This window comes from Nocardia sp. NPDC006982 (assembly GCF_042869435.1).
GTDB lineage: Bacteria > Actinomycetota > Actinomycetes > Mycobacteriales > Mycobacteriaceae > Nocardia.
The window spans coordinates 133,137-146,956 of the sequence record NZ_JBIAFV010000014.1; the positions used below are offsets into that span (position 1 = coordinate 133,137).

The 13,820-nt window shown below is 66.7% G+C and carries 13 protein-coding genes; 6 read left to right on the forward strand and 7 right to left on the reverse strand.

Annotated features, from left to right (window positions below; all coding sequences use genetic code 11):
- Window positions 1-103: 103 nt before the first annotated feature.
- The 4 genes from ACFYOW_RS37775 to ACFYOW_RS37790 all read right to left on the reverse strand — a co-directional run bounded on the left by ACFYOW_RS37775 (window position 104) and on the right by ACFYOW_RS37790 (window position 4,328).
- A complete protein-coding gene (locus tag ACFYOW_RS37775; RefSeq protein WP_387294861.1) occupies window positions 104-1,231 on the reverse strand; it encodes a glycosyltransferase family 4 protein in 1,128 nt (375 codons plus the stop codon).
- 247 nt (window positions 1,232-1,478) lie between these two features.
- Window positions 1,479-2,477: a hypothetical protein gene (locus ACFYOW_RS37780; RefSeq protein ID WP_387294863.1), complete on the reverse strand. Its 999-nt coding sequence runs from the start codon at window positions 2,475-2,477 to the stop codon at window positions 1,479-1,481.
- A gap of 6 nt (window positions 2,478-2,483) precedes the next feature.
- Window positions 2,484-3,509, reverse strand: coding sequence for an NlpC/P60 family protein (locus ACFYOW_RS37785; protein ID WP_387294864.1), 1,026 nt, complete (start codon window positions 3,507-3,509; stop codon window positions 2,484-2,486).
- A 246-nt stretch (window positions 3,510-3,755) separates the two neighbouring features.
- Window positions 3,756-4,328 carry a C40 family peptidase gene (locus ACFYOW_RS37790; RefSeq protein WP_387294865.1) on the reverse strand — a complete coding sequence of 191 codons (573 nt, stop codon included), beginning with the start codon at window positions 4,326-4,328 and terminating at the stop codon, window positions 3,756-3,758.
- Window positions 4,329-4,934: 606 nt separating this feature from the next.
- On the opposite strand from ACFYOW_RS37790, the gene ACFYOW_RS37795 reads away from it, so the two are divergent.
- Window positions 4,935-6,704, forward strand: a complete 1,770-nt coding sequence (locus ACFYOW_RS37795) for a DEDD exonuclease domain-containing protein (protein ID WP_387294866.1) — start codon at window positions 4,935-4,937, stop codon at window positions 6,702-6,704.
- A gap of 5 nt (window positions 6,705-6,709) precedes the next feature.
- Complete coding sequence (locus ACFYOW_RS37800) at window positions 6,710-6,985, forward strand: Lrp/AsnC family transcriptional regulator (protein ID WP_040688558.1); 276 nt, start codon at window positions 6,710-6,712, stop codon at window positions 6,983-6,985.
- Window positions 6,986-7,056: 71 nt separating this feature from the next.
- Here ACFYOW_RS37800 and trpD read toward each other — a convergent pair whose 3' ends face one another.
- Entirely contained in the window at window positions 7,057-8,112 is a 1,056-nt protein-coding gene (gene trpD, locus ACFYOW_RS37805; RefSeq protein WP_387294867.1) for an anthranilate phosphoribosyltransferase, read from the reverse strand.
- Window positions 8,113-8,182: 70 nt separating this feature from the next.
- Window positions 8,183-8,602: a hypothetical protein gene (locus tag ACFYOW_RS37810; protein WP_387294869.1), complete on the reverse strand. Its 420-nt coding sequence runs from the start codon at window positions 8,600-8,602 to the stop codon at window positions 8,183-8,185.
- 219 nt (window positions 8,603-8,821) lie between these two features.
- On the opposite strand from ACFYOW_RS37810, the gene ACFYOW_RS37815 reads away from it, so the two are divergent.
- From ACFYOW_RS37815 to ACFYOW_RS37830, 4 genes are all read left to right on the forward strand, one after another.
- Complete coding sequence (locus tag ACFYOW_RS37815; protein ID WP_040688563.1) at window positions 8,822-9,433, forward strand: heme-copper oxidase subunit III; 612 nt, start codon at window positions 8,822-8,824, stop codon at window positions 9,431-9,433.
- A 61-nt stretch (window positions 9,434-9,494) separates the two neighbouring features.
- The gene (locus tag ACFYOW_RS37820) at window positions 9,495-10,385 is read left to right on the forward strand and encodes a c-type cytochrome (RefSeq protein ID WP_387294870.1); all 891 of its coding nucleotides are present in this window, start codon (window positions 9,495-9,497) and stop codon (window positions 10,383-10,385) included.
- A gap of 23 nt (window positions 10,386-10,408) precedes the next feature.
- Entirely contained in the window at window positions 10,409-11,584 is a 1,176-nt protein-coding gene (locus ACFYOW_RS37825) for a ubiquinol-cytochrome c reductase iron-sulfur subunit (protein WP_387294871.1), read from the forward strand.
- Complete coding sequence (locus ACFYOW_RS37830; protein ID WP_387294874.1) at window positions 11,581-13,206, forward strand: cytochrome bc complex cytochrome b subunit; 1,626 nt, start codon at window positions 11,581-11,583, stop codon at window positions 13,204-13,206. Before ACFYOW_RS37825 ends, ACFYOW_RS37830 begins: the two co-directional genes overlap by 4 nt.
- 48 nt (window positions 13,207-13,254) lie before the next feature.
- Here ACFYOW_RS37830 and ACFYOW_RS37835 read toward each other — a convergent pair whose 3' ends face one another.
- A complete protein-coding gene (locus ACFYOW_RS37835) occupies window positions 13,255-13,773 on the reverse strand; it encodes a polyadenylate-specific 3'-exoribonuclease AS (RefSeq protein WP_387294876.1) in 519 nt (172 codons plus the stop codon).
- Between the last annotated feature and the right edge of the window lie 47 nt (window positions 13,774-13,820).

Genomic DNA, 13,820 nt, shown 5'->3' on the forward strand with positions numbered 1-13,820 from the left:
CGCAGTGCGCAAATGCGCGCTGTGTCTTTGGTTCACTCGCTGACGCTCGTTCACAGCCCGAGCGTAGTAGATCACAGCGCGAACCTGTGAGCCGCCGTCGCCTTTATTGCAGCAGCTGACGCAGTCGCGCGCCCAGACTGTCCCAGCGCCACTGTTCCTCGACCCAGGCGCGTCCCGCCGCGCCCATCTCGGCGGCGGCGTCGCGGTCGGACAGGATCTCGACGATGGCGTCGGCGATCTCGGTGGTCTTACGTCCGTCGACGACGCGGCCGGTCTTGCCCTCCAGCACGGTCTCCGGCGCACCGCCCGAACGTCCGGCGACCACCGGTACTCCGGATGCCGAGGCCTCCAGGTACACGATGCCCAGACCTTCGACATCGAGTCCGGCCCCGCGGGTGCGGCTCGGCATGGCGAAGACATCGGCCAGGGTGTGATGGGCCGCCAGCTCGCTGGACGGGACCCGTCCGGTGAAGATCACGTCATCGCTGACGCCGATGGCTGCCGCGAGCCCGTGCAACTTGTCCTCGTACGGTCCGCCGCCCGCGACCACCAGTACCGCACCGGGAATCCGCGCGCGGATCTCGAGCATGGCGACGATCAACGCGTCCTGGCCCTTGCGCGGAACCAGCCGGGACAGGCACAGGATGGTCGGGCGATCGCCGAGGCCGTAGCGCTCGCGCAATTCCGCGCGCGCGGCCGGATCCGGCCGGAACACATCGGTATCCACTCCCGGCGGCAGATATTCGAGCGCGGCATCAGGCCCGAACGCCGAGGCGAACCGACCACGGGTATATCTGCTGACATAGGTGACGACATCGGTGTGCTCACCGATCGCGCGCAATGCCTGCCGCGCACCCGGCAGCATGGACCAGCCGACCTCGTGACCGTGCGTACTGGCCAGAATTCGAGTGGCGCCCGCTCGCCGCAGCATCGGCGACAGCAGTGCCAGCGGCGCCGCCGCACCGAACCACACCGTGTCGCAGTTCTCGCTGCGCAGCAGGCGCGCGGCCCGCCGCAGCACCAGCGGAGTCGGCAGCATCAGTGTGGTCGGGTGGCGCACCACCTGGAACTTCTGCATCGCATCGAATTTCAGATGACTGTCGCCACGCCACCGCGGGGCGTAAACGACCAGATCATCGGGCGGCAGCTCACCTGCCAACGCTTGCAGATACGACTGGATACCGCCCGGCCGCGGCGGGAAATCATTGGTAACCAGCAGAGTTCGGGCCATGCGAACAAACTACTGTGTTGGATTTGCCGCGCCTGCGGCGCTGTGTCTAATTTGCGGCGCATGCGCTTCGGCCACTCGGACGCGAGACGGGCCGCGAACGTCGCTCGTAAGACTCGCTCCGTGTGGGATGAGTTAGCAGTGGAAGTCGGGGCTTCGTGCACTGCGGTCGGTCGGCCGCAAGATAGGCCGCGAACTCCTCGCTCGTACGACTCGCTCCGTCGTGGTCAGGAGTGCAACGACGCTCGACTCAGGTGGCTCGGGCCGATAGCCAACTGCGCCAGTCGGCGACCAGATCGTCGCGGCTGGTGCCGAGCACATCGCGCAGGATGCGGTCCTCGCTCGCGTGGTCCTGTTTGCCCGCGGCGATGCGGCGGTACAGCTCGACCAGGCGCGGTTGGTCGAACTTATCGGCGACGAACGCGCAGACCGACCACGCCTGCTCATAGGCGGTGACGGCACCGCTGCCCGCGAAGTCGGCGGCGGAGGGGAGATCGCGGGGGACATCTCCGGCGCGAATGCGGGTGGCCACTGTCGGCGCGATATCGGCGAATTGATGTCCGGTGCCGAGGTGGGCCACGAATTCGGCGAACCCCTCGAGCATCCACTGCGGTGCGCCGTCGATGGTTTGGGCTCGCGTGGCGATATGGGTGAGTTCATGGCGCAGCAGGGTGCGCAGACCGTCGGCGTCGAGGCGGCGTCCGGCATCGGAGCTGAAAACGACGCGCTGGCCGGTCGGCTGAGTGCCGGGCACGAACGGATCGGCGACCGAGGCTGCGGCGACATCGGCGGGCATGCTCGCACCCGAGCGGACCAGCGCGGCGAACTCCGACGGATTCGACGCGACCACCACCATCGCGGACTGGGCCCAGCCCGGCCCCCATACACCGGTGACGGCAGTGGTCGCGGCGGCGAGTTCGCCCGCGAGCGTATCGATTTCGGCCCGCTGCGCCGGATGACCGACCACGAGGGACTCCTGGCCGTTCCCGGTCGGCACCTGCTCCGTGACGAGTTGCCCGAAAGGTTCGAGCGTGCGACGCACCGAGGAAAGGCGCGGATCGTCATCGGCGGCGCGCAGACTGCCGATCGAAGTCGGCTGAGCCGCACGCAGTTTCGGCAGTACCGAATTCGGCATCATCAGCAGTGCACCGCAGGTCCCCGTCAGTACGGTGACCATCACGACGGTGGCGACGAACTGGAAGCGGCGCCGCGCGAACAACCAGGCGTGGGCCCGCCGAAAGCTACTCATAGCTGATCAGTATCGCCGAGCCGAGTGATAGGGCGTCGACCCCATCGGCGCAACGGCTACTGGAACCCCGAATGTGGAGGCGTGCAGCATCATTCCATTGCCCGCATAGATGCCGACATGGGAGATATCGGAATAGAAGAACACGACGTCGCCAGGTTGCAGATCCGCCTTGTCCACCGGGGTGCCGTAAGAGGCCTGCTGTGAACTGGTCCGCGGCACATCCTTGCCGACCTGTTTGAAGGCCCACTGCACCAGGCCGGAGCAGTCGAACTGGTGCGGTCCGGTCGCGCCCCAGACATACGGGTCGCCGATGCGGGTGAGTCCGGCGGCCAATGCGCTGGTGCCGCTGCCGGGAACCAGCCCGCGCAGCAGGGTGTCGGTATCGAAACCGGGCGGGAACGGCGATCCGGCCAGAGCCGATTTGTCCTTGGTGGACAACTGACCCCACGCCTCGACTACCTGCGCGATGGATCCGGACAGACCGGCCCGCTTGCGCTCGAGATCGGCGCGCACCTGGTCGGCCTTATCGGAAGCGGCGCGGGCGGTGTCGGCGGCGGCACGTGCGGCCTTTTCCGCCTCGGTCGCGGTGGCGGTCGCCTGCCGGTAGAGATTGAGCTGCTCGGAGTTCTTGGCCGAGATCACGTCGATGGTGGACATCTGGTCCAGCAGACGCTGCGGCGAATCGCTCAACAGGACAGCGGCGAGTCGGCTCGTGCGCGCGCCCTGGTAGGCGGCGATCACGGTGCGATCGACGATCGGCTGGAACTTGCGGACTTCTTCGCGGGCCCCATCGGCGGTCTGTGTAGCCGCGGCGAGTTTGGCGTCGGCATCGTGCAGCACGCCGAGTTTGGTATCGAGGTCGGCCTGTGCGTCGAGTGCCTGTTGATTGAGCTGCTCGGATTCGCGGGACAGGTCGATCATCCGCTGTACGGCCTCACCGGCCGTGGTCGGCATGGCTGCCGGATCGGCTCCGGCTGGACTGCCACCGGAGAGTGCGGCGCCCAAGATCGCGGCCGCTAATGCCCCTCCCACCAGACGTTTCCTGCGATGTCTCCGGTGATGTGCTGTCACAGCGCGCCAGGCCCCGTTCTCTCGTGAAGCGATCTTGTCGCCTCCGCAAGCTGCGGAACTTCTGCGGCGAACCCCGCAAGCCGGGAAGGTCTCGATTAGGTTACGGAACGGCGTAGGTCTGTGTCCAGTGGGCCACAAAACGATCACTCATGCCGTCCCGACGCCCGGCCGTCTCGTACGGCCGGGCGGGATGCTCGAAAGAGCTGCTCAGAAGCGGCGCGCGCCGGCGACCGGCATGGAGGAGATCGGCGCGAGCTTCACCGGGGTGCCGGAGGTGGACGCGTGAACGACGTTGCCGTCACCGGCGTACAGGCCGGAGTGGCTGCCGCCGTAGAACGACACCAGATCGCCCGGCTGCAGGTCGTCGAGCGAGACCGGGGTGCCCGCGTTCAGCTGCTCACCGCTGGTGCGCGGCAGCTCCAGGCCGGCCTGCTGGTAGGACCACTTGACCAGACCAGAGCAGTCGAAGGCGTTCGGGCCGGCGGCGCCGTAGACGTACGGCGAACCGATCTTGCTCATCGCGGCGTCGAGCGCGATATCGCCGACGGACTTCTTCGGGGCCATGAACGGCAGCGGGCCGGGGTTGGGCACCTCGATGCCCGGGATGCCCTGCGGGATCGGGATTTCGTTTGGCACGTCGAAGGTGCCGACGCCGGGGATGGTGACCGGCTGGGCCGAGGCGGGCGCGGCGGGCAACAGGAAGACGCCGAGCGTGGCAGCTCCGACGGCTCCGGCCGCGACGGCACGCTTGGCATGTCGCTTGACGGTGTTGGTCGCCATGATGCGGTACTTCCAATCTGCCCCACGACGCCGCACCCGGTGGTACAGCGGACTGCGTGTCGAAGCACCGTCGGGTGGTGCGCCGAACTCCGTGAGGTCTCGAAAAGGTTACGAACACATCACGGTGTTTTGTAAAGCCGGAGACATCCGAAATGGCGATGCTCAACAAATTCTCCGCCGAATATGTGCGACTTATGTCACACCAATCACGAAACGATAACGACGAGTGATTTCCCAAGGATGGCGGCACCGCCGCCGGCCTGTCAGGCATCTGCGGGCGGCGTGTCTCAGACGCTGAGATTAGCGGAATTTCCCCAGGTCGCGAAGGCATCTCGGTACAATTGTGGCCGGGCGATCCGGACCGAACGGTCTTCTCGTTGGCGTCGCGGGCAGCACGCCGAGGGTGCCGACGCCGGGCACCCGGGCGTGTCCGTCCGATTGATGCAATTTGTCGAATAATGTGACGTGCACCACTTTTTGGTGTTCTAGATCATTTCGTGGGAAACGGAGCGAAATCCTCGCCGTGTAATTCGGACATTTCTCTGGTGAAATCCCAGGTGGCTTTCCCGGCGGTTCCTGTCGTACCGAGGCCCTACGCTGCACGCCGTGTCCGATCCGACGCCGCGCCAGGCCGCCGCACTGCAGTTGGCCTTCGACGAGCTCGAGACGCCGCTCTACGACACCACCTTCGTGGTCGTCGACCTCGAGACCACGGGCACCAGCCCCGAAGGCGACGCCATCACCGAGATCGGTGCGGTGAAGGTGCGCGGCGGTGAGGTGCTGGGCGAGTTCGCGACCCTGGTGAATCCGGGACGGGCCATCCCGCCCGCGATCGTGCAGATCACCGGGATCACCACCGCGATGGTCTACGAGGCCCCCCGGATCGAGGCGGTGCTGCCGGGTTTTCTCGAATTCGCCAAGGGCGCGGTGCTGGTCGCGCACAACGCCCGGTTCGATATGGCCTTCCTGCGCGCGGCTGCGGCCCGCATGGACACGCCGTGGCCGAGCGGGCCGGTGGTGTGCACGGTGAAGCTGGCGCGGCGCGTCCTCGCCCGCGACGAGGCCCCCTCGGTCCGGCTCGGGGTGCTCGCGCCGCTGCTCGGTGCGAGCACCCAGCCGAACCACCGTGCACTCGACGATGCAAGGGCGACAGTGGACGTGCTGCACGCCCTTATCGGTCGGGTCGGCAATCTCGGTGTGCACAGCCTGACCGAACTGCTCGACTATCTGCCGAATGTCACACCGCGCCAACGCGCCAAGCGCGTGCTCGCCAACGATCTGCCGTCGAGTCCGGGCGTCTATCTCTTCCGCGGGCCCTCCGACGAAGTCCTCTATATAGGGACGGCCGTGAACCTGCGCCGACGCGTGCGTAATTACTTCACCGGATCCGAGACCCGCGGCCGGATGAAAGAGATGGTCTCCCTTGCCATCCGGGTCGACCACGTGGTGTGCGCGCACGGTCTGGAGGCCGGGGTGCGCGAGCTGCGACTGATCGTCGCGCATACGCCGCCTTATAACCGGCGGTCGAAATTCCCGAAGCGCGGTTGGTGGATAACGCTGACCGACGAACCTTTTCCCCGATTCGCGATCGCGCGCACACCGACCGCGGATGCGTTGGGGCCCTTCCCTTCTCGGATGGACGCGAACGACATCGCGCTGACCATCGCGGAGCACGGCGGTCTGCGCACCTGCACCACGCGCCTGCCGCGCGACGGTCGCCACGACTGTCCGCCCGCGGTGGTCGGCGGATGTCCGGCGGCCGTCAGCGGCACTCCTATATATAGGGCGGAATACGAACCCGCCGCCGCGGCCGTCCGGGCGCTGTTCGCGGGGCATTCCGACGCGGCGCTGCGGGCCATGCTCGACCGCATCGAAACCCATTCGCACGCCGAACATTTCGAGGCCGCCGCCCGGCTGCGCGACCGAACCGTAGCGGTGGTGCGGGCACTGCACCGCACCCAGCGACTCGCCGCGGTGGCGCGGATCGCCGAGCTGATCGCGGCGCATCCGGACGGTGCGGGCGGTTGGGAGTACGCGGTGATCCGCTATGGGCGGCTGGCGGGGGCAGGCACCTCGGTGCGGGGTGTGCCGCCCATGCCGGTGATCGAACGCATCGTGGCGGCATCGGAGACCGTACTGCCGGATCCGGTGCCGCCGTTGCGCGGTGCCTCGCCGGAAGAGGTCGGTCTGGTGACGCGATGGCTGGGGCGGCCGGGGGTGCGGATCGTACGCACGAGTGAGGGGTACGGCGATCCGATCCGAAGTGCCGGACGCTGGGCCGGGTGGGCGGATCTCGCCGATGCGGCCGCACGGGCCCGACTGCGCGGGCCGGAGACCGAACTCGCGGAGTACAGGGGCAGTGACCGCCTAGGCTGACAGCCATGATTACCGCGATCGTGATGATCCAGGCCGAGAACGCCCGCATTCCGGAGACCGCGCAGGCGGTCGCCGACACCGTGGGCGTCACCGAGGTCTATTCCTGCGCGGGCGATGTCGACCTGATCGCGATCGTGCGGGTGCGCGATCACGAGGAGATCGCCGAGGTGGTGACCGGCCGGATCGACAAGACCCCCGGCGTCGCCCGCACCACCACCCACATCGCCTTCAAGTCCTACTCCAGCGCCGACGTCGAAGCGGGCTTCTCCCTCGGCGAGTGAGCCGTACTCAGCGAACCTGTACCGCCACAAGAGGTCTGCCGGCATGCGGCGCACGATTCGCGCCGCGGCAGTCAGTTGTCGCCGAGGGTGTTGGTGAGCTTGGCCCAGCGGTCGAGCAGGGCTGCGGATCTGCCGGTGTCGATGGCTTCGGCGGCGCGATCGATGCCCGCGGCGATGACGTCGTGGATTTCGGCATCCGGATCGCCGACCCCCTGGGACAACTCGTACGCGACGATGGCGGCGGCGGAATTCAGCAGTACCGCATCGCGCACCGGGCCCGTGGTACCAGCGAACACGCTGCGCGCGACACCGGCGTTGACCTCGGCGTCGCCGCCGCGCAATGCGTCCAGCTCGACGCGTGCGATGCCGATGCGGGTCGGATCGATGGTGGTTTCGCGCAGTTTTCCGCCGGATACCACCCATGCGTCGGTGGTGTCGGAGGTGGTGATCTCGTCCAGGCCGTCATTGCCGCGCACCACGATGGCGCTGGCGCCGCGCTCGGCGAAAACACCGGCGATCACCGGCAGTAGTTCGGGGAACGCGCAGCCGACCAGTCCGGCGCGCGGTTGCGCGGGGTTGGTGAGCGGGCCGAGCACATTGAAAACGGTGGGGATGCCGATCTCCTTGCGGGCCGGGCCGGCGAAGCGCAACGCGGGGTGGAACAGCGGCGCGAAGCAGAAGCCGATGCCGACCTCGCGCACGCAGCGAGCCACGGCCTCGGGGCCGAGGGCCAGCTTCACGCCCAATGCCTCCAGCACATCGGCGCCACCGCTCTTCGAGGAGGCAGCGCGATTGCCGTGCTTGACAACGGGCACACCGGCCGAGGCCACCACGATCGAGGACATCGTCGAGATATTCACCGAACCGGACCGGTCACCGCCGGTCCCGACAATGTCCACCGCGTCGCCGTCGACATGCACCAGGCGGGCGTGGCCGAGCATGCCCGCGGCCATGCCGGACAGTTCGGTAGGAGTCGGGCCCTTGATCTTCATCGCGACACCGAATGCGGCGATCTGCGCCTGCGTCGCATTGTCGGTGAAGATCTCGTCGATCACCCAGGTCGTGTCGTCCGCTGCCAGATCGCCGCCATCGGCAAGGGTCCCGAGTACTTGGGGCCAGCTGCGCATGTCCACTTCTCCTGTCACCACTGGTTCGCGCACCAGTCTGTCGCGATAGAGCGTAGTGGTCGAGACGTTATTACCGCTGCGCGGTCGCGGAACCCGGTTGCAGGGCGTCCCAGCCGTCCGTGACGCCGTCATGGCGCTGGGCGAGACCGACCATCCTGGCCCGCTCCTGCGAACAATGCAGTGCGTCGAGCAGCTGAACCCGTTGCAGGATCAGCGATTCCAGTTCGTGTGGACCTTCGGTGCGCGGCGCCGCGGCATAACCGTCCTGGGCCGCGATCGCACACACCTCATCGATCCGATCGGGCGGAATGCGCAAGTGATGGCGCAGCAGCGCGGGCTCGTCGGCTTTGAGAGCCGAAGCGCGCGCGAGTGTTGTCGAACACGCCTCGGAGTCATCGAAGCACTCCGCTACGACTACTAGATCGGAACGGGTCGGATCGAGCGGTTCGGGTTCGTCCCCGCCGAACAGCCGTTGCCACCAACGCGTCACATCCGCCTCCTGATCTCAGCTTTTCCTTACCCACGCCTGTCATGCTCGGACGGGAGCACGCAGGTCGTCCCACGTGCCGCGCCGCCGCTGTGCGCGCCTGTGAGCAACACGTCGGCCACCTCGGTCCAGACACCGTCTGTCCGTGCGTTTTCCGACACGGGAGGACAAGTTTCGCACCCGGGTACTTGTGTCGTACTACGACGAGTCATACTTACCCCCGTGACGACCGCAGTAGGGACCCCAGGATCGGCCATTACTCAGCGTGTGCATTCGCTGAACCGGCCCAACATGGTGAGCGTCGGTACCATCATCTGGCTGTCTAGCGAGCTGATGTTCTTTGCCGGGCTCTTCGCGATGTACTTCGTCGCGCGCGCCCAGGCCCACGGCAACTGGCCGCCGGAACCGACCGAGCTGAACCTGAAGCTTGCCGTGCCGGTCACCACCGTGCTGGTCGCCTCGTCGTTCACCTGCCAGATGGGTGTGTTCGCGGCGGAGAAGGGCGATGTGTTCGGCCTGCGCCGCTGGTACGTCGTCACCCTGATCATGGGTGCGCTCTTCGTTGCCGGTCAGGGCTACGAGTACACCAACCTGGTCAAGGAAGGCACCTCGATCTCGAGCAGTGCCTACGGCTCGGTGTTCTACATCACCACCGGTTTCCACGGTCTGCACGTCATCGGCGGTCTGATCGCCTTCGTGTTCCTGCTGGTCCGCACCAAGGTCAGTAAGTTCACCCCGGCACAGGCCACCGCCGCGATCGTCGTCTCGTACTACTGGCACTTCGTCGACATCGTCTGGATCGGGTTGTTCGCCACGATCTACTTCGTCCGCTGAGTCGGGCCAGTACCCCAAATCTTTTGCACAAGTCGGTTCCGTCTACTCCAAAGGGACACAGATGAGTTCATCTCCCCCGTCAGCGCCAGAGCCCGCCAGCCTCAGCGCGGCGATCAGCCGCCAAGATGTCGCGGCCGGCCAGGCAACCAAGACGCGCAAGCAACGCCGTATGCGGCGTCGCATCGCGGGTGGGCTTGCGCTGTTGGTGGGCCTCGTCGGAGCCGGATTCCTCGCCACCGCGATCACGCCGGACCCCCAGGTCGCGACCGCGCACGAGGACCAGTCCGCGCTGATCCGCGACGGTAAGCAGCTCTACGAGACCTCCTGCATCACCTGCCACGGCGCCAACCTGCAGGGCGTGCCCGACCGCGGTCCGAGCCTGATCGGCGTCGGCGAGGCGGCCGTCTACTTCCAGGTCTCCTCGGGTCGCATGCCGCTGGCCGCCAACCAGGCTCAGGCCACGCGCAAGCCGCCGAAGTTCGATGCCCACCAGACCGACGCCCTCAGCGCGTACGTCGCCGCCAACGGGGGCGGCCCCTCCGTGGTGCGCGACGCCAACGGCGAGATCGCGCAGGAATCGCTGCGCGGACCGGACATCGCTCGCGGTTCCGAGCTGTTCCGGATGAACTGCGCGTCCTGCCACAACTTCACCGGCCGCGGCGGCGCGCTGTCCTCCGGTAAGTACGCGCCGCCGCTGGAGCCCGCCAGTGAGCAGCAGATCTACGCCGCGATGCTCACCGGCCCCGAGAACATGCCGAAGTTCTCCGACCGGCAGCTGAGCCCGGAAGAGAAGCGCGACATCGTCGCCTACGTCAAGAACGCCACCGAGGAGAAAAGCCCCGGCGGCTGGGATCTCGGCGGGTTCGGTCCCGCGACCGAGGGTCTGGCCATGTGGGTGGTCGGCATCACGCTCGTCGTCGGCGCCGCGATGTGGATCGGATCACGTTCATGAGCGAAAACAAGGAGCCAACTGACATGGGTCGGCCGGATGAGGGCCACGACGGCGCGGAGCCGTCGAACGAGCAGGTGAACACCACACCGGCTGAGCCCACCGAGGAAGAACTCGACGCGATGTCGCGCGACGAGCTGGTCAAGCTCGGTACCGAGCGCGACGGCGTCGACGTCGCCTACCGGCGCCAGCGGTTCCCGGTGCCGGGCACCCGCGCCGAGAAGCGCGCCGAGCGGCAGGTCTCGTTCTGGTTCGCGGTCTCCGGTATCGCCGCCGCGGTCCTGGTCGGGGTGTTCTTGTTCTGGCCATGGGAGTTCAAGGGCTCGAACGAGGAAGGCCACGCCGCCTACTCGCTGTTCACCCCGCTGGTCGGCCTCAGCCTCGGCATCGCCGTGCTGGTCATCGGCGTCGCGGTCGTGCTGATCCGCAAGAAGTTCATCCCGGCCGAGCTGTCCATCCAGGTGCGCCACGACGGGCCCTCGCCCGAGGTCGAGCGCCGCACCCTGGTCGCCGAGCTGCAGGACGCGCTGGACACCTCCACGCTGGGTCGCCGCAAGATGATCACCCGGACCGCGGGCGCCGGTGTCGGCGTGCTCGGTATCGGTGCGCTGCTGGTCTTCGTCGGCGGCATGATCAAGAACCCGTGGGCCAAGGGCGACAAGTCGCCGCTGTGGGTCTCGGGCTGGACCCCGGACTTCCCTGGCGAGACGATCTACATCCGTCGCGACACCGGTCGCCCCGAGGACGTCATGCTGGTGCGTCCGGAGGATCTGGACGCGGGCGCGATGGAGACGGTGTTCCCGTGGAAGGAGAAGTGGCGCGGTGACGAGCACGCGTCGCTGCAGTCCCTGCGCGGTATCCGCAACGCCGTCATGCTGATCCGGCTGCGCACCGAAGACGCGCAGAAGGCCATCAAGCGCAAGGGGCAGGAGAGCTTCAACTACGGCGACTACTTCGCCTACTCGAAGATCTGCACCCACCTCGGTTGCCCGACGTCGCTGTTCGAGCAGCAGACCAACAAGATCCTGTGCCCCTGCCACCAGTCGCAGTTCCTGGCGACCGAATGGGGAAAGCCGGTCTTCGGTCCCGCCGCTCGCGCACTGCCGCAGCTGCCGATCACCGTCAACTCCGAGGGCTACCTGGTCGCCGCGGGCGACTTCATCGAGCCGCTCGGACCGGCCTACTGGGAGCGTCGTTCATGAGTCCTTCAGCCGCAGCCCAAGCCCACGAGGCCGACGAGCGGTATCGCGCCGCGGCGTTCGTGAAGCGGTCGATCAACAAGGTCTTCCCGACCCACTGGTCGTTCCTGCTCGGCGAGATCGCGCTCTACAGCTTCATCATCCTGCTGCTGTCGGGTGTCTATCTGACGCTGTTCTTCGACCCGTCGATGAGCGAGGTCGTCTACAACGGCGCCTACCAGCCGCTGCGTGGTGTGACCATGTCGCGGGCCTACGAGACGGCGCTGAACATCTCCTTCGAGGTGCGCGGCGGTCTGTTCGTGCGCCAGGTGCACCACTGGGCGGCACTGCTTTTCGCGGCCTCGATCATCGTGCACCTGTTCCGCATCTTCTTCACAGGTGCGTTCCGCAAGCCGCGTGAGGCGAACTGGGTCATTGGCTGCCTGCTGCTGATCCTCGCCATGTTCGAGGGCTTCTTCGGTTACTCGCTGCCCGACGATCTGCTCTCGGGTACCGGTCTGCGGGCCGCGTTCGGCGGTATCACGATGAGTATCCCGATCGTCGGCACCTGGATGCACTGGCTGATCTTCGGCGGTGACTTCCCCGGCGACATCATCATTCCGCGCCTGTACATCGCGCACGTGCTGCTGTTTCCCGGCATCATCCTGGCGCTGATCGCCGCGCACGTCGCGCTGGTCTGGTACCAGAAGCACACGCAGTTCCCCGGCCCTGGCCGCACCGAGAACAATGTCGTCGGTGCGCGCATCGTGCCGGTGTTCGCCTCGGATCAGGGCGCGTTCTTCGCCTTCACCCTCGGCATCGTGGCGATCATGGCCGGTGTGCTGCAGATCAACCCGATCTGGAACATGGGTCCGTACAACCCCTCGCAGGTGTCGGCGGGTTCGCAGCCCGACTTCTACATGATGTGGACCGACGGTCTGGCGCGTCTGATGCCGCCGTGGGAGCTCTACCTGGGTCGTTACACGGTGCCCGCCGTGTTCTGGGTGGCGCTGATCATGGGTCTGGTGTTCACGGTGCTGATCCTGTACCCGTGGATCGAGAAGCGCCTCACCGGCGACGATGTGCACCACAACCTGCTGCAGCGCCCGCGCGACGTGCCGGTGCGCACGGCGATCGGTGCGATGTCGATCGGTTTCTACGTGGTGCTGACGCTCTCGTGCGTCAACGACATCCTGGCGCTGAAGTTCGACATCTCGTTGAACGCCACCACCTGGATGGGTCGCATCGGCCTGCTGGTCGTGCCGCCGGTGGCGTACTTCCTCGCCTACAGGTTCTGCATCGGTCTGCAGCGCAGTGACCGGGCGGTGCTCGAGCACGGCATCGAGACCGGTGTGATCAAGCGTCTGCCGCACGGTGAGTACATCGAGGTGCACCAGCCGCTGGGCCCGGTCGACGATCACGGCCACCCGATCCCGCTGGAGTACCAGGGTGCGCCCGTGCCCAATAAGATGAACAAGCTGGGTTCGGCCGGTAAGCCGGGCACCGGTAGCTTCCTGCGCGCCGACCCGCCGCACGAGATCGAGCAGGCCTTCGAGGACGACCACGCGGAAGAGCACAAGCAGCTCGCCGTACTGCAGAAGGTCCAGGAGAAGGCGAACGGTCAGAACGGTAGTCACTCGCACTGACAGATGAACAGAAGGCCCCGAGTCGAATTCGACTCGGGGCCTTCTGCTTTAAAGGGATACCCGGCGGCGGGCGGCCTCGATGGCCTCGAATTTGGCCAGGTTGTGGCGGGCGTCGGCGAGGGCGTCGTGGGCGTCCGGGGGAACCGGGGGCAGTTCGGGACGACCGTGGGCCTCCCAGTGTTGCCGCAGTTCGTTGGTGTAGCGGGGGAGGGCGTTGGGCAGATCGATCATGGAGCCCCAGAGTTGGCACAGGGCGACGTGGTCGTAGGCGGCCACCCAGGCCCACAGTTCGGGGGTGACGCTGGGGCGCGGGACCAGGAATTCGTAGAGTTCTTTGCGGATCTGTTCGCGACTGCGCCAGAGCGGGGAGGCGGGCGGCGGAAGCTGCGGAAGCACGTATCTGCGTACCCATGGACCCGCCCGTTCGGGGTCGAATTCGGTTGAGACCGCGTAGTATTCGCGGCCGTCCTCGCAGACCACACCGATCGATACGAGGTCGATGGTCGACCCGTCCTCGATGAATTCGCAGTCATAAAAGTATCGAAGCGAGATCGGTCTCTCCTCCAAAGCTCGGTACGGTGCGGCGATACTGCCGGCAATTCACCCTAGGTGGG